The sequence below is a fragment of the Kribbella steppae genome, assembly GCF_004342025.1.
Lineage (GTDB): Bacteria > Actinomycetota > Actinomycetes > Propionibacteriales > Kribbellaceae > Kribbella > Kribbella steppae.
Window position 1 is genome coordinate 69,177 of sequence record NZ_SLWN01000003.1, and the last position, 16,477, is coordinate 85,653.

The window sequence follows — 16,477 nt, forward strand, 5'->3', positions numbered from 1 at the left end:
AGAGACAGTCCGATCCACCACGGTTTTCCGTGTCGGAGACGAAGTCTTCGAGGTCGCATCCGATCCGATACCGGTCGGCAGCGGGAAGTACTTCGCAACTGTAGAGATCAAGTCCGGTCCGGGCACCGGGCGCAGGTTGACGGCCCAGCTCCAGGTCGGCCGTCGCGTCCAGTAGCTGGCGAGCTGTCCCAGGTGTCCCACTGTCTCAGACAACACTCCGACCTGCGCAAACGCCTGGGACAGTCCTGAGCAGACCTGTCCCAGCGCGACCTGATGACTCCCGGTGGCCCAGCCAGCAGGCATTGGGAGGGGCGCCGCGTCGGAAGGCCACCGGGATCGCATTCCGGACCAGATAGGGCGTCGGAGCCACTCGTGAGGTCCGGGCGGATGCAATACCTAATTGGTCGTCTTTAGCGCTCGAAACGCGGAGGGCAAGCAGGAAGAACGAGCTGCTGGGGGGCGCGGGAGGTCAGCTGGATCAGGCTAGGTTGCATGTCGACCGTCGCTAGCCAGTTCAATTCGCCTTCCTTTGGATCGCGAAGCACGTTTTGCCAGTTCTCAGAAACAGGAGACGGATCGCAAAGCTCCCGGGTCGTCGTTTGGGCGGGCACCCGTACAACCTGCTTTCGCACAGGCGTCAACAGAACGAGTTCGTCCGCGTCACGAGTCAGGACGAACGCCGTGAAGGCTTCTTCACCCTTGGGCTGAATCTTTTCGAATGGCATCCAGAAGGCAGTAGGGAACGACAGAATGACCACGGCCCAAGCCATTGCAAGCGGAACCACGAACCGGAAAGCACCTCCGCGCCCCATACCGTAGTCGAAACCGGTAATCTTCATCAACTTTTCCACCCCATCAGCGGAGAGTCCTTGCACGAGTACATATACCTCTGGCGCCGCCTCTTTGACTGAACGCTTGTAGTGCCACTGCGCGAAGGTCGGCACCCACCAGTCTAGGAACAACAAGGGCACGACAGCAGGAACTGTTAGCACAAGGAAGATGATGAAATAACCCCATGGGACAGTTGTAATCAATACCGCGAAACCGAGTCCGTATGCGATGGATGCATAGGTCGGCTCAATAGCGAGCTTCGCGTTAAGCTTCTTTATAAACCAGGACTTGATCTTTAGGCGGGACCATGCCGCGACGACAACCCGAACCATGACAGCAACGAAGAACACGATCGGAATCGTTGATAACAGAATGCGACTAAGCAGCCCGACCGGATTGGTCACGCTAAGGACTGCAAAGAGCGTGCTCCGCTCATACTGTACGCGACCAGCGATCTGAAGAATCGCAAAGAGTGGCGCGCCAAGCGTTATGACGAGCCCCAGATGATCGGTCAGAGCAAACCGCTTCGGTGGTGGTGGCGGCGGAGCATGCTCTCCGGTCGCACGTCTCTCCCATCGCCGCCGTGTGGTCAAAGTCCGACGCTTCATAGCGCTGCCCCGTCTCATCGCTCAAGGTCCTGCTACACAACATCGCAACTCGCGGGTCAGTGTTACGCGAGCAGGCAACTGGCGCCTCCCAATGTCTGTCTGCGGGATGGTTCACGCGGGGGACATTCGCGGCCGTGAACCGACAGACGACAGCTGGAACACCGGGGTGTTTCAGCAGACTCTTCAACCTGAGCGCATGAGAAGCCCGGCCGAACCACAACGAGCCACGCGCGTGGCAGGGGTCTCAAAGTGGGTCTCATCCGTACTCGTCCGTTGACGTTCGCCAAGGTGCACTGCGTCATCTGGGCTAGCTCAGACACTGATTTCCATCCACGTTGAACATCGAATTGCCGTCTTGGAAAGCGTGTTGGGCACGGCCGACGACAAGCGCGCATCTCGTCTCGTCTGGCCTCCCCGTGCTCAGGCGAACGGCGAATTCGGATCGAGGCGGCGCAACTTGTCCTGCAACTCGATGTAGAGGAGGTAGTCCGGGGTTGCGCTCTTCGAGGTCTGCACGCCGCTGGCCCGTAGACGCCGGATCTCGTCTTCCAGACGACGGACCTTTTCGTTCGGACCTTGTACGACAGTCGGTGTGCCGACGGCCGCGGCGCTCCGGATGCTGGCCGGCCGCACAACTACGTTCCAGCCAGAGATCGCGGGCTTCGATCCAGTCCACACAATGTTCGGTTCTGGGGGCACAGCAGACTCGTTCCCCTGCGCCGCCTCGTAGCCAGCGCGCCACGACGCGCGGATGATGTCCTCGATCTGTTCGCGTCGGGCGAAGAGGTCGTCTGCTTCTGCAGCGAGGGCAACATCCGCGTCGCTGGCCGTGCCTGATGCACGCGCAACATCCGCACTGGCGGTGATGGTCGCGCGACCTTCGAGGTGTGCACTTCCGGTGACGGTGCTGGACTCCCCGTCGACATCGGCCGGTTTGTCGGGTCCAGCGGTGATTGCCTTTGGCTCCGGTCGCCCGAGCACCTCGGGCACCGTCTCGCCCAGCACCTCGTTGGCCTGCTGGTTCGCGTCCAGCTCGACGGAAACGATGCCAGCCTTGGCCTTGACGATGTTCGAGATTCGCTCGCCGATCTGACCTCGGAACAGAATCATGAACACCAGCGCACAGGTCAAGACGACCAGCGGCCATCCCGCCGCGGCGACGCTGTCGTTGATGTGAGCCCAGATCTCGCTGCCGTCCATGACAGGCAGTCTGTCGTACCTGTCCGGTCAGGAAGCCCGCGACCCGCACGGCCGTCGGCAGGGGCCGGAATCGATCCTGCTCGATGGCCTCTCGAACGACTGTGTACTGCGCTTCGCCGCCGTTGCTGTGTTCCAGCCCCCACACGGAACAAGCTGGAACACAGCGGCATCGTCGCGGGCTCGCAGCGGGCTTTCGGCGGTCGGCTTGCCCTGGTTCCGCCATCAGGTGGCGGTTCGATGCAGTTTGCGCAGGTCAGAGCCACGCAGAGGCTGGTCTGTAAATCTGTCGGCGTATACCTAAGCGGGTTTGGACCCTGCACTCGCCATCATCCGGACGCGGCAGGGCGCCTGGGCTCTTGACCTGCAGCCGAAACCGTACCGAGGACACTTCAAATAGCATCGCGATGATCGAAGTACATGCGGCGACCTAGTCACTCTGGCTTTCAGTTGTGTGCGTCTTCTTGGATGGTCATCCTCCGCGTCCTCGTCAGGGCGGACATGCCTAATCCAAATCGGCGACTACCCACTGGCTACGACTTGCCGCAAAACCGCGATCGCCACTCCGACTCCGATGGACTCAGCGACGTTCAGAACCCACTTTCCGACCCTCTTTAAGTTCGCACGGACCTTTACCTCATCGCCCTCGGTGGCGGCGTCTTGGGCGGCTAACAGCGCGGCCACCGCCCTATCTCTTTCATCGGGATCCACATCCGGAACCTGCCTTACCGCGGCCCGAAGTTGTTCGAGATCCTTAGCCAGCTTCTGTGGGTCAACCTCAGACTTCCCGTCAAACTTGAAAAACTGTATCGAGTCGGCACGCACCTTTCCCTTTGGGCCAGAGATCACTGATTGCTCCGCTTCGTAATGGTCGTTAGGCATTGCTTCCTCCCGAATTGATTCGCCCCCGGGTTTTCACCGGCTTCCCGCTCGTAAATCTGATGCGCTGGGCCTTCACACTTGGCCGATTGCCGACAGCCGCAGCCTGCCCAACGCTGAAGTTGTTGATTTCGACCCACTCGCCACGAGAGAGTTTCTTGTCAACTTTCTCGTAGATGAACTTCACATCATCCTGGCTAGCGCCAAGCAATATAAGCGAAACCAGGTGAAATAGTTCACGCTGATGCTCGAGACCCTTTGGCGCAGGAAGACTCATGGCCTCGAGCAACTGAATCCTATGGAGATCGAATGCGACCTCTACTTCGACGCAGTACGAGTGTGCGCATGAAATAGAGACGCGATAGGCGGCGACGGTGGTAGAGACCAGCAGCACGACTAGGCCCAAGAGAGTCAGTCTTGGGGCCGAGGGTAGGAACATGCTCACAAAAACGAAGGAGCTAACAACCGTTAATAGCACTGCCAATCGCACCCAAAAATCTATCGCTCCCGACTTGGCATCCACCCGCTTCTCCAGTCTTGTGGGCAATATCGGCGTGAGGCGCGGCAGAACCACCGTGGCATCCATGCCGTAGCGAGAGTTCAGCCTTTCCTCCGCCGCTTTAAGCGTATTGCTCAATCTTGTTGCCGTGATGTTTTCTATCCCCCGAGGATACGACGAGGAAAACTCGAGCATTGACGCCCGAAGCCATTCTGTTTCAGATGTGGGTTGCCTGCCAGGACCTGAATCCAGCGCCTCCTCCTGAAATTTTCTGGCTCGGTCGCGCAGGCGCTCGTAGCGCCGAACGTGTCGACGGATCGCAAACGCTCTAACCCTCGCAGCTGTCCTGCTACGCGCCGGCCATTCGCCTCGCAAGTATCGCGCCCCAAATGAAACGATTGCGTCAAGCGATAGCCATGTTATTGCGATGGCTGGCAGTAGGGTCGCAAGCTCAACTGGTGCAAGCCTGCTTAGATATCCATCGAGGGTCCGGCTGTCCAAGGTCGCATCTACATAGATGACTGCGGCGATACTGGACAAACCTGTCGCCAGCCGACTTCCGGTCAAGTACCAGATCATCGCTCCCCCACAGCCATCCGCCCCATCACTCAGTGTGCGCCACTGTCAGGCCCATGTACACATTGGGGCATCGCATGTGGCCTAACGCGGTTCTGCGGCCGATCGCGAGCACACCTGGACCTACTCGAGACGGAGAGGGCACTGCGGCCAGGCGTGGCCGTCAGGTGCATAGTGCAGTAAGGCCATGTGTCGAGGGCGCCTGTATGGGGGCACTGAACTCCACTGTCGCCACTAGCAGGAAGACGGTGATTACCTGGGCCATGGTCGAGAAGTACGTCAGTTCTGCTGCGCTAGTCTGATCCATCGCCGCCCCCCAAGGCCTGGTCACCTTCACGTTTCAGACTGGCCTGCATTGCGCCAGAGGTCTCGTCGTACCCTGCCTCCGTTGCTGAGAGACGCGGCAGCTACCCGGCGACCTGCCATCGACCTAACCCGGCCTCGGCTGGCCCACCACGGGATACCCCATGGTTTTGGACGGGAAGCGATCGGAAGTGTCGGGCGCAGACAGCATGCCTGACCGCGCATATGCGCAGGTCGGCGGGCCGGTTGGGATCTGACGGGAAAGGTCGCGAGACAGCCTGGGGGAATCCGCGGGTTGTGGGTTCGAGTCCCACGGGGCCTACCAAAACCGCAGGTCACGGCCAACATGACCACAGCAGCAACCTCCTCAGCCCAGCTTTTGCCACCTTTTGGCCGTCCGAGCTGTCGTCGGGGCCGGTCCCCAGCACCGCCTTCAGGGCCGCGACGGCCTGGGCGTTGCTGATCTTCCGACCGAGGTACCCGTCCTGTGTCATCGAGACACGGCTGTGCCCGAGCTGGTCGGCGATCTGCCGCGCCGAATGGCCGGCATCGTCCAGCAACGTCGCGAGTGTCTTGCGGAAGTTGTGTGACTTGACCCACTCAAGCGACTCGATCTCGGCCCTTACCTTTCGGAGATCACGAAGGGTGTTGTTCGGGTGCCGGAATCCGCCGATGCTGTCGGGGAAAACCGGCCAGTCGAGCTTCACACCCGCTGCGAACCGACGCCGGAGCATGGCCAGAGTGCGCTGAACGATGAGGAGGTCCTCTTCGGCTTCTATCCCGTGGTTGAGCGGGAAGTCGCGATCGATGGGAAAGAGATGCCCATCTTCGACGCAGTAGGGGACACCGTGCTCTTCCATCATTCAGTGACCGACAACGATCGAGTTGCCGGCTCGCAGTACGTCGACCAAGCGCGCAGCTGGTTCGAAAGCGTCTGGGGCACCATCAGTCGGACCCACACGCCGTGACCGGCGAATCCCCTGCATCTGTCGTCCGCCGTACCCAAGCCGTGCTGCTGGACTTCGATGGTCCAGTGTGCTCAGTGTTCGCGGGATACCCAGCGACGCAGATCGCAGAAGAACTCCGGGCGCTCATCCAGGACGCGCTAGGTCACCTGCCTCAGAGAATCCTCGAGGCCAGCGGCCCGCATGAGGTTCTGGCAGCGTCGGCACCCTTCGGTGATCGTGTCTGGCGACAAGTCGAGGACGCCCTCCAGGCCGCCGAAGTCAAGGCTGTGGAGAGCGCTACAGCGACCCCAGGGGCTGATGCATTCCTCAGCGCCTGCAGCGTCTCAGATCGTCCCGTCTCGATCGTCAGCAACAACTGTGAGGCGTCTGTGCGCGCTTATCTCGATCATGCTGGTCTGGCTTCGCGGATCCAGCACATCGAGGCGCGAGATCCAGTTCACGTCGATCGGATGAAGCCGAGCCCGTTTCTGCTCGAGCGAGCAGCTGGAGTCCTTGGAGTCGATCCCGCGCAGACGGTCCTTATCGGGGACCAGATCAGTGACGTAAAGGCTGCGATAGCCGCACGTGCTGGCAGTGTCGGCTTTGCCAACAAGCCAGGGAAGTCCAATGACCTCGCGGCAGCGGGCGCAGACGCTGTCGTCGAGGACATGAACGATCTCGCAGTGGCTGTTGCCGAAGCCTCGTAGCTGCACCTCAACCGGCTTGCCAATGCGCCCTGTGTCGTCGACTGTCGAGCCTGGCCAGGATCAGTCGTCGCCCCAGTCCGATGGTCGCCAGCCCGTGAGGTACTTGTCCGCAAGGTTAATGACACTGGTCAGCTCGTCGTCGGCAGATCCACGCACTGTCTCGATCGCTCGTTTCACTTCCTCCTCTCCACCAACTACCTCTACGAGCAGGTCCCAGTTCAGGCGAGTGGTCCGGCGCACTGCCCGATTCCCCATGGCCTGGCTCTGGACAACACTTCGGGAGTCGAGAAGTAGCGCCCTAGCCAGCGTGGGACTGCTGGCGTCCGCCTGTACGACCTGCCCAGCCTCGAAGTTCTTCGGTATGTACAGCAGACGGAGGATGTCCTGCTCCTGGGCGAGTTCTTCCGGCGACGCGGATTCGATCTGCGACCGGAGCGTGTTCTCCAGCGATCTGGCATCGACTTCAGACACGAGCTTGTGTCCAGCGCCCTCTCGATGTCCGACCAAGGTGATGAGTTCGAGTCGCGAGCTCAGCGACGTCACCTCGACGAGTATCTGCGTAGTGGCTTCCATTACCTGCGCAGGGGAGTCGAGGCGGCGCAGCAGGCGCAATACAACCCTGGCAATTACGACACGACCATTGATGAAGCCGAACATCCCACGTGGGCGATCCGGCAGCTCGGGCAGCAGGTTGAGGAGTACCCGAGAGCCGGGGACAACCGCGGTCGGTGGATAGTCGGCCTCGAAGGCCTCGAGCGCGGAAATGACGTCTTCTAGCTCAGCGGGATTCAAGCTCCGCAGGAGTGCCTCCAGGGAGGCCTGATCGTCAAGGACTTCAAACGCCTGCTCCGCGGCGTCAAATGCCCGCAGCTCTTCGTTGGTCGAATGCTCCAAGTAGAGAGCGAGTACATCAGGGTGGGCAACCCGCCGCGCCTTCAGCCAGGTAGAAAGCCAGGACGACCCGTAGGTGTTGCTCTCGATGTGCCGGCGAGCCGCCGGAAACAACCGCGAAATCGCTGCCCGAACGACATCGGGATGTGATGCGCCGGCGGCAACGATCGCTTCGACCTCGGCCTTCAGGCTGGGATCGTTCTGCCCAGTCCCGAAGTTCGAAGAGGCAGTGGTTAGTCCGTCGCGGCCTGCGACGATCGCGCTGAACATGTCGGGCAAAAAGACGCGGATTGCCTCGAGGCCCATCAAGTCGACCAACTCGATCTGCGAGCCTAACGTCCGCGCCTTGGCTCGCACTGCGGCGCAGTACCGGTTGACATCCCTCAAGTTCGTGATCAATGGGCGGATGATCTCCATGAGCACGTCGGGCCAGATGTCAGTGTCGAAGCGATCGGTCGCGTCCAGACCTTCGAGTGCGTCGTCCAAAGACTCACCAAGTACGCGCAGCATCGACGAGTTCGCAATGACGGGAACATCGACTCCGAGTTGCACGATCTTCTCAAGGTAGGAACGACCGTCGAATCCGGACTGCGTCAAGGCCGCTTCGACGCGGCCTCGGTCGAACGCCAGAAGGTAAACCACGTTCGGAAAACTAGCCGTCAGCCGCACGAGCTTGAAGATGTCGCGGATCTCTGAGGATTCGAGTCTGTCGATGTCGTCAATGACGACAACGATCGGACGATCGAGTCGCGCCAACTCCTCCGCGAGCTTGTCCCGCTGCTGTGCGACGCTGCCTTTCTGCTTCTCCTGGTACGCCCGGAGCGCCTTGGCGCTGCCACGGACACGCTCAAACCAGGCACCGAACACCGGTATCGCGGACGCTGGACTGAGGAGATCTCCATAGGTGTCCACGACATCTGCGATGGCGGCGATCTTACGCCCTTTGAGTCGCATCTGTGCTGAAAGTTCGCGAAAGAAGGACTCAACGAGTTCATTGGTCCCTGAGAAAATCCAGGGATTGAACTCGATGATGGGGAGGGCCGGGTCGACCTCGAGGCTATCGCGGATCATGTTGACGATCGAGGTCTTGCCTGAACCCCACGGCCCGACAATCCCCAGGACATACCCTTCCGAGGCGTCGAGTTCACGGATGTTTGCAGCGACGCTCCGCGCGCCCTCCCGTCGTTGCAGGCGGTCTTGCTCAGCATGCTTGATGGGGTTGTCAGCGAAGTTCGGCACCACGTCACCTTCTCATGTAGATCCGAGGACGAGCCACTTCGCCTGACACGTTTCTCTACGTCTTCAAGACGGGCCCCTCCAGGGCCCGATTGCGCGCGGCCACCACAGGGCGGGACGCCTGCCCGCCACTCCGCTTCGCTGCGTTCTGGGCGCGTCCCTTGGCTTGGCGCGCAGGTGCCAACAGGGTGCCGGGGCGAAGACAGCAGAACTGGCCATCAACGATCGACACCCTGCCGACGTACCACTTGTTCGATTGGCCGGCTACCTGTTGCGCGTAGCCGCGGTTGCCTGCCGTCTGACCGTAGGCTCCGCATCGCCCCGCTAGCAATCATGGAGAAGTGCGGTCCGACCCGGCACGCGTCAAGGGTGCCTCCGGCATCGCAAGCGAGCGAGCAAGCTCGCCCCTTGACCCGCACCGCACCGGACCTGAGGTCGGCAGCTATCGGGGCGATGAGGAGGACTGCCCGCGCGCTTTGACACGTAACCGTCAAGTATGCGAAAGGTCCTCTCCGAATGCAGTGTCTAAGAGCAGATTCTTCGACTTAGACAGATAGTAGGTTCGTTTGCCCGGCAATGCGACCGCTGCCACTACAGGGAATCGCTGATGGTAATCCTGATACTGGCCAGGCTGTAAGCGCCAGGCGCCCTCTTCGTCGCTGACTTGAACAAGCGGCGTCCCGGAGACCAAAATATCATACTGGTCTATAGCGCCGGCATCAGAATCGTCAGATACGGTGAAGGTGAATTTGGCTTGGTCTCCAGTATGGCCAGCCGCTCTGTGGCCAGCAATCTCGACCCATTCAGAGACTGGTCTAGCGACATGGAAGTAGCCCTTGACCGCTGTTTCACCCGGGATCTCTTTCGGGCCGGGATTTTGGATCAAAGGACCCTGTCCGGGGACGATCTCTGTCCAGTACTCACCTGCTGCGACGACTACGGTACGCGGGCTGTCGTTAAAAATTGAGAATGCGACCCGTACGCCGATCAGATGGTTGCGATCTTTGGGCAAGCGGTACACCACATCCAACCTGAGGTCGGGCGGTTCGCCGAAGTTATCACTACCCCCTGTGACTATGATTATGTCAGCATCGTGAGGTGGCCACCTAACAGAATGGCTCGCAGTCACCTTCAACCATTGAGTCCCGGCATCGATTCGAGACTTGACGCTTTCGCCGATCAACTTCCGCGTATGCCGTTCCTCAATTCGCGCAACCTCCAATACCTCCTGCGACAGCGACACGGCTAGGTTCGCCGCAATGACTGCCTTCGCCGAAGCCTGGGCACTCTTTCGTGTTTCCCAGGACTGCCACCCCACTAAGATTGCAGCACACACCGCAGCAACTGCGGCTACCCAATCGGGCCACGCCCCCATCTGGATCATCCCCCACTCCTAGGCTCGTAGAGGACATGATCTCTATACGAGCGACTCCCGCCTAGGGACCACGTGTATCGATGTAGTGACCCTGGTGCAGACTCCACCGCTCTGTGCCCACCTCTCTCACCACCTCTTTGGACGCGAAATGCCACCAAGTGACGCCAACTGCTGCTGACTACAGTCTGTGAGAGTTCGCAGGTCAGGTGGCAGATTTGGCAGTCAGCGCACACGAACGGCAAGCGTGGATTCCCAATCCGCGGGTTGTGGGTTCGAGTCCCACGGGGCCTACACCACGGGGCCTACTGGCATTGACGTGCATGTTTGTTCAGGCTGTCCACTTGGCCACGACGTCTGTCAACGGGTAGGCATGATCCATGCCTCCCGAGCGGCGCGGGCGCGGGCACATCCGTCGGGGCGGCAACTCCATCCGGGTGATGGTCACGCCGGCGTAGACCCTGTCACGGGCGACGACTCCTACTGGTGGAGTCGACAACGGATGAGAAGCAAGTCGATCGGATCCAGATTCGGCTGCAGGCCAAAGTCGACCGCCAGATGAACGCCCCTGCTTGGGTTCGGTCCGGGGAGGTAGTCGACCGAGCCGTTTCTCTTTCAGTGGTGGAGGACGTCGGTGTTCTCGGCGGCGCCCCATCCGTGCCAGCGCTCCACCTCGATCCAAGCGCTGACTCGCCGACGCTCGCGCTTTGGGTAGGGCATTCCGAGGTACTGCCGCGCCAACCGATCCGCGTCGGCCAGCCCGGCGTCGTCGCGGATCTCGACCACCCGGCCTTGGACGCTGAGATGGGTGTACCAGGTGTCGACGTCGAGAACGGTCAGCGTCACGCGTGGATCATTGCGCAGGTACTCGAGCCGCTTGCGCCCTTCGTCCATGTTGACCAGGAAGCGGCCGTCGTCCCAGAGGTACCAGGTGGCTACGGAGACCGGCTGGCCGTCCGGCCGTACCGTTGTGATCACCGACGGGTTCGGCTTGGCGAGCAGCTCACGGATCCGATCGGGAAGTGGTGGCTTCGACAACTGCTGCACTCCTATCTAATGCGCTGAGCACGCCGTCCCGGCGGCGAGCGCGCGAACTGCGAAGGATGCCGTCACGGCTTGCAGGCGAGGACCGCGCCGTTCGCGCCGGGAGCCTCGAAGGTCATGGTCTGGACGTCCACGAACCCGGTGGCATGCAACCATCGCTCGTACTCCGCCGCGGTGTAGTTGCGCCCCACCGTTTCCACCAACATGTTCAGGCTCATCAAGGCGGCGGCGGGTGGCCCGGTCTTCTCGTCGTTGACCAGCAACTCGCTGATGACGATCCGGCCGCCGGGTGGCAAGGCCGCGAAGCATTTGCGCAAGATTGCCAGGTCCTGCTCTGGTGTCCAGTCGTGCATGATCATGGACAGCAGCACTACGTCATGGCCTGCTGGGAGCTCGGGATCGGCGAGGAAGTCGCCCGGGGTAACCGCGATGCGGTCCTCGTAGCCTGCGGCCAGGATCTTCTTCGAGGCGATCTCGCAGACCGGCGGCAGATCGAACACCGTTGCCCGCAGGTTGGGGTAGCGCCGGGACAGCTCGATGTCGTAGGCCCCCGAGCCGCCGCCAACGTCGAGCAGGGCGGTGGAGGCAGACAGGTCGACGTGTACGCCGAGTTCGCGCGCGGTGAGCGTCGACAGCGAGTGCATCGCCTCCCAGAACAGGGCCAACAGCTCAGGGTCCTCGCTGTCGAACAGGTGGGCCTGCTCGTCGGGGTTCCAGCTAGTCGGCCGATTGGTTCGCACCGCCTCGGTCATCCTGCTCCAAGCCGGGTAGAGCCTGCGGTCGAGCATCTGCACCCAGCCGCCGAAGTGGTGAGCCTTGCCGGGCACGAGGAACTCGTCAGCCAGCGCGCTGTTGACGTAGCGCCCGTCCCGGCCCTCGAGCAATCCGATGGACGCGCACGCGGTAACCAGCAACTCAACGGGCCGCTGGCCGGCTCCCAGAATCTCGGCAAGTTCGTCGATGGTGCGACCGTCGGTGCCGGACAGACTGGCGAAGAGGTCCAGCTCGTATGCGGCCGCGAGCGCCTTGAACGACCAGAAGCCGATGGACAGTTGCATCAGCGGTAGAGGCGAGACCGTGGGGTCGTGGTCGGCAACGCGCGGCCCGACCGCTGCGTTCGTCCCGGTCGGATTGGCCACGGCCTGATCACGGGTGTTATGCATGAATTCTCCCTTGCTCACGTGGTGCGAATCCCGGATTCCACCGTCGTCCGAGCCGCTGTGTCGATCAACGCGAACCTGTGCAACACTCGTGAAGTGTGGCTTAACGATGGGGGTCGCAAATGCTGGAGCGCTATGAGCTGGAGGCGTTCCTGACACTTGCCGAGGAGCTGCATTTCGGTCGAACCGCCGAGCGGACGCACGTGTCCACGGCCCGGGTCAGCCAGACGATCAGGAGCCTGGAGCGCCGTGTCGGCGCGCCGTTGTTCAACCGCACCAGTCGCCGCGTGGAGCTGACCCCGATCGGGCACAGGTTGTACGAGGACCTGAAGCCCGCGCGGGAGATGATCGTGGCCGGGTTCGAACGGGCGGTCAGGTCGGGCCGGGGCATCAGCGACACTCTGCACGTCGGCTTCGTAGGTGCGGCCGGAGGCCAACTGCTGTCGGGGGCCGCCGAGCTGCTGCACGCTCGCCAGCCCGGCTGCGAGGTCCTGGTTCGCGAGGTGCAGCTCGTCGATGCCGTGCCGTTGCTGCTCGGCGGTGAGGTGGAGGTGCTGCTGACCTGCTTCCCAACCGAGCGGGACGACCTCCACACAGGACCCGCGCTGGTGACCGAGGCACGGATGCTCGCAGTGCCGTCCGGACACCCCTTTGCCAACCGGCGGTCCGTCTCGGTCGAGGACCTCGCCGGGGTCACCGTGCTGCGGACGCCCGATGACCTGCCCGGCTCCCAACCGTCGCGCCAGCCCCCTGCCGAACAGCCGATCGAGTCCAGTCCGGCGGCCGGGTCCTTTCAGGAGGCCCTGACCCTCGTCGGTGCCGGCCGGGGAGTCTTGCCGATCGGCGCCCACATCAGGCGCTATTACATGCGCCCCGATGTCGCCTATGTCCTCCTAGAGGATGCACCGCCGGTGCACTGGCGCCTGATGTGGCGTGTGGACGGTGCCACCGCCCGGGTCCGGGCCTTCGCCGCGGCCGCACACGACCTGGTGAGCAGCGCTGCGTGAGCGCGAGCACTCGCTGGCGGCCGTCCTCGGACACCACCTCGACGGGGCGGATTTGCCGGCCAAGCCCGAGCGACTGACGGCAGAGAGAGGCGCGCTCTCGGGGGCCTGAACCTGGGCTGCGCCTAGGCGCCGCTGATCAGTCCGGGCGACCCTTGCGCCGGCGGCTGATCGCGCGCTCGGCCTCTCGGGTCGCCTCGCGCTCAGCTAGCGTGTGTCGCTTGTCCCAGGTCTTCTTGCCGCGGGCCAGGGCGATCTCGACCTTCGCGCGACCGTCCTTGAAGTAGAGGGTCACCGGGACGATCGTCAGCCCGCTCTCGTTGACCTTGCGCTCGATCTTGTCGATCTGGGCACGATGCAGCAGCAGCTTCCGCTTACGGCGTGAGCCGTCGTTGAACCAGCGGGCTTGGGAGTACTGCGGGATGTGCACGGCGTGCAGCCAGATCTCCCGGTCCTCGACAGCGGCGAAGCCGCCGACCAGGGACGCCCGCCCGGCACGGAGTGCCTTCACCTCCGCACCTTGCAGCACGATGCCCGCCTCCCAGGACTCGCCCAGGTGGTAGTCGTGGGCAGCCTTGCGGTTGCGCGCGACCACGGGTTCGGCCTCGGGTTTCTTCACACGGCAATTCTGCCCCGACAGCCTGACAGCCTGACAGCCTGACAGCCCGTCAGCCTGGCGTCTCCAGAGGCCGAGTTCGCGGCGGGGACCGTGCTCGACTTCAACGGGGCTCATACCTTCGCAAGTAGCCGGGCTTCGTCCCACAGGCTGCGGTAGGCGACCGACGCAGGGGCGGTGCGGGCCCAGGCCACCACCGGGGCGCGGCGTACACCCATCTGCTCGACGACCGAGGCCATCGGGATCGCGGTGCCCGCGACGTCTTGGTGTTCCTTCGGGAGTTGCTCGGACAGGTCGCGGTGCAGCCGGCGACGGCGGTCGACCATGGACAGGAACGCGAGCAGGTCTGGCGCAGGCCCCTTGGCCTCGGCGATGAACGACCGCAGCTGGTCGAGCGTGCGCACCGACAGCGGAGCGGGCACCAGCGGAGCGAGGATCAGGTCCGCGGCGCGCACGATGCCCTCGGACACGAGCGACACGCTCGGCGCACAGTCGAGTACGACGACGTCGTACTCGTCGGCCATGCTGTCGAGGAGCCGGCCGAGGCGGCGGGTCGGCTTCTTCTGCGCGTCCAGCAGCAGGTCGAGGTTGCGGTAGGAGAAGTCGGACGGCAGCAGGTCGAGGTTGTCGAAGTCGCTCGCTTTGACGGCGTCGCGGAGGTCACGCTTGCCGGAGACGAGCGCCTCGCCGCCGCCCTTGACCTTGGGCCGGATCCGGAACAGGTACGTCGCACCGCCCTGCGGATCCAGGTCCCACAACAGGACCCGGTGTCCGCTCTCGGCGGCCAGCCAGGCCACGTTCGCCGCCGCGGTCGTCTTCCCGACACCGCCCTTGATGCTGTACGACGCGACGATCCTCATCGGCTGGTCACCATCCTTGCGTAGAGACGCTGGTTGTGTTTCCGGTTGAACCGATGCCAGCGGTCCGCCACCTCGGCACGAGCGGCGTCCTGACGAAGCTGCAGGTGGTGTTCGATGCGACCCATCGCCATCAGCGTCGCCGGGGGCGTTCCGGCCTTGGCGAGTTCGACGGCGTACTGGTGGACGCTGATGCGTTGGGCCTCGGCGTCCTGGAACTCGCCGAGGATGTCCTGCAGGAGCTTGAGCTCACTCACGGCCTCGCTTCGGGCGTCGGCGCCGTACAAGCTGCTGAAGAACTCGAGCAGGTAGCGCAGCTCCTTGCAGCGCTTGCGCAGGTCGTGCACGGCTTCCGCCGGAGAGGCGTCAGTGATGGCGTCGCCGCGCTTAGCGACTCGCTTCCAGGCGCGGCTCAGCAACTCGTCGGCGACCTCGATCACCGGGCGCTCGACAGGCTCCGGGACCGTCAGCTCACGTTGCCATCCGTCGAGCAGCGCGGCGAAGCGTTCGGACCGCAGTGCGCGGTTGAGTACGGCGTGCGCCCTTGTGCAGTGCCGCGTGAGCTGCTCGTGGAACGGTTCGAGCTCGCTCGATGCGGACACGCGGCTGACCAGGTCGTCGAAGCCGAGCAGGTACACGTCGAGGTCGCGGCTCAACGAGGTCTGATCGGCGAGCCACTTGAGCTCGACGGCGTACCTCGCCCGGATGTCCTCGTCGATCGTTCCGTGCGCGAACTTCAGCACGGCTCGGGTACGGCGCACCGTGACACGCAGATCGTGGAGGAACTCGGTGTCCAGTTGGCGAAGCGTGCCCTCGACGTTGTCGAGGACGATGGCTCGTAGCTGCGTGAGCGTGCCGGCGAACGCCTGGGTGGCCGGGATTCGCGGGATGAACTCCAGGTCGGGCTTCGACCGGAAGCTGCGCGGATCGAGACCGGCGGCCCGGAGGACCGACTCGAAGAGCGGCTCCTTGGCCGGCCCGAACCCGGGGATGGCGTCCAGCGTCCGGCACACCTTGGCCGCGTCCTTGTCGTAGCCGCGGAGAGACTCGATCCTGGCCCGCAGGCCGACGGCCGCGCCGTCCCGGACTGTTGTGGGACCTTCGACGACGATCCGGGCGACGGTCTTCTGCTCGGGGCCGAGCACCGAGAGCCCCTGAACAGGACCGCTCGCGACTACGCGCGACAGCAGCGCCCGCACGCCGATCAGTTCGAGGACGCGGTCTCGCGTCACACCCTCCGGAAGGGAGTGCGCGGTGACCGCTGTACGGCCGGTCGGCTGTCGGGAGATCCGCTGCCCTTCGAGGTCGCTCAGCACGAGCCACGACTCGCGCTTCCGCACGTGGTGCTCGAGCAGCAGCCCTGCCCGGAACAGCCGCCAGTCATGCGTGTCGAACCAGACTTTGCGCTCGGTGTGGTGGACGTCGACGCGCACCGGCAACGCGTCGGTCAGCACTTCGATGCACGACGGTCCGACCGCCTCGTCGACCACGAACTCAGCCGCCACCCTCGACTCCCGGAAACGCGACGTGAACGATGAATGCACGCAGGTATGTCTCACTCCAGTGAACTACGGCATGCCCCTGTCGCGATGCGGGCGCGCGCACTACCGGTCTGCCGATATTCGGTCAGCAGGACCACCCGGCGCGACCAGAGTCCTGGTCGCGCATCGCATCATCACTCCGCCTGCCGCCGCCTAGCGGACGGTTTCTCCGGCCACCCCACTGTACCCATAGGTACAGTGGGGTGGCC

At 63.1% G+C, this 16,477-nt stretch carries 14 protein-coding genes; 2 read left to right on the top strand and 12 right to left on the bottom strand.

All coding sequences use genetic code 11. The annotated features are described in order from the left end of the window. Positions 1 to 410 precede the first annotated feature (410 nt). The 5 genes from EV652_RS08945 to EV652_RS08965 form a co-directional block, all read right to left on the bottom strand. Entirely contained in the window at positions 411 to 1,235 is an 825-nt protein-coding gene (locus EV652_RS08945; RefSeq protein WP_132208568.1) for a hypothetical protein, read from the bottom strand. A gap of 624 nt (positions 1,236 to 1,859) precedes the next feature. After that, positions 1,860 to 2,639, bottom strand: coding sequence for a hypothetical protein (locus tag EV652_RS08950; RefSeq protein ID WP_132208569.1), 780 nt, complete (start codon positions 2,637 to 2,639; stop codon positions 1,860 to 1,862). Between the two features lie 519 nt (positions 2,640 to 3,158). Then, a complete protein-coding gene (locus tag EV652_RS08955) occupies positions 3,159 to 3,518 on the bottom strand; it encodes a hypothetical protein (protein WP_132208570.1) in 360 nt (119 codons plus the stop codon). Next, a complete protein-coding gene (locus EV652_RS08960; protein ID WP_132208571.1) occupies positions 3,511 to 4,593 on the bottom strand; it encodes a hypothetical protein in 1,083 nt (360 codons plus the stop codon). The genes EV652_RS08955 and EV652_RS08960 overlap by 8 nt, the downstream gene beginning before the upstream one ends. 635 nt (positions 4,594 to 5,228) lie before the next feature. Continuing rightward, entirely contained in the window at positions 5,229 to 5,756 is a 528-nt protein-coding gene (locus tag EV652_RS08965) for a site-specific integrase (protein WP_132208572.1), read from the bottom strand. Between the two features lie 146 nt (positions 5,757 to 5,902). Between EV652_RS08965 and EV652_RS08975 the strand changes: the two genes are divergently transcribed. After that, positions 5,903 to 6,547, top strand: a complete 645-nt coding sequence (locus EV652_RS08975; protein WP_158441125.1) for an HAD family hydrolase — start codon at positions 5,903 to 5,905, stop codon at positions 6,545 to 6,547. Between the two features lie 60 nt (positions 6,548 to 6,607). Here the strand turns inward: EV652_RS08975 and EV652_RS08980 are convergent, their stop codons facing one another. The 4 genes from EV652_RS08980 to EV652_RS08995 all read right to left on the bottom strand — a co-directional run bounded on the left by EV652_RS08980 (position 6,608) and on the right by EV652_RS08995 (position 12,253). Further along, positions 6,608 to 8,677 (bottom strand): KAP family P-loop NTPase fold protein, encoded by a 2,070-nt coding sequence (locus EV652_RS08980; RefSeq protein WP_158441126.1) that lies wholly within the window; start codon positions 8,675 to 8,677, stop codon positions 6,608 to 6,610. Positions 8,678 to 9,164: 487 nt separating this feature from the next. Beyond that, complete coding sequence (locus EV652_RS08985) at positions 9,165 to 10,058, bottom strand: hypothetical protein (RefSeq protein ID WP_132208575.1); 894 nt, start codon at positions 10,056 to 10,058, stop codon at positions 9,165 to 9,167. 603 nt (positions 10,059 to 10,661) lie between these two features. Further along, positions 10,662 to 11,084, bottom strand: coding sequence for a PPOX class F420-dependent oxidoreductase (locus EV652_RS08990; protein WP_132208576.1), 423 nt, complete (start codon positions 11,082 to 11,084; stop codon positions 10,662 to 10,664). Between the two features lie 71 nt (positions 11,085 to 11,155). Next, positions 11,156 to 12,253: a methyltransferase gene (locus tag EV652_RS08995; RefSeq protein ID WP_132208577.1), complete on the bottom strand. Its 1,098-nt coding sequence runs from the start codon at positions 12,251 to 12,253 to the stop codon at positions 11,156 to 11,158. Between the two features lie 119 nt (positions 12,254 to 12,372). On the opposite strand from EV652_RS08995, the gene EV652_RS09000 reads away from it, so the two are divergent. Further along, positions 12,373 to 13,257: a LysR family transcriptional regulator gene (locus EV652_RS09000; protein ID WP_132208578.1), complete on the top strand. Its 885-nt coding sequence runs from the start codon at positions 12,373 to 12,375 to the stop codon at positions 13,255 to 13,257. A 136-nt stretch (positions 13,258 to 13,393) separates the two neighbouring features. On the opposite strand, the gene smpB is transcribed toward EV652_RS09000, so the two are convergent. The 3 genes from smpB to EV652_RS09015 form a co-directional block, all read right to left on the bottom strand. Further along, a complete protein-coding gene (gene smpB / locus EV652_RS09005; protein WP_132208579.1) occupies positions 13,394 to 13,873 on the bottom strand; it encodes an SsrA-binding protein SmpB in 480 nt (159 codons plus the stop codon). Between the two features lie 110 nt (positions 13,874 to 13,983). After that, entirely contained in the window at positions 13,984 to 14,730 is a 747-nt protein-coding gene (locus EV652_RS09010) for a ParA family protein (RefSeq protein ID WP_132208580.1), read from the bottom strand. Beyond that, positions 14,727 to 16,232, bottom strand: coding sequence for a CHAD domain-containing protein (locus EV652_RS09015; RefSeq protein ID WP_158441127.1), 1,506 nt, complete (start codon positions 16,230 to 16,232; stop codon positions 14,727 to 14,729). The genes EV652_RS09010 and EV652_RS09015 overlap by 4 nt, the downstream gene beginning before the upstream one ends. Between the last annotated feature and the right edge of the window lie 245 nt (positions 16,233 to 16,477).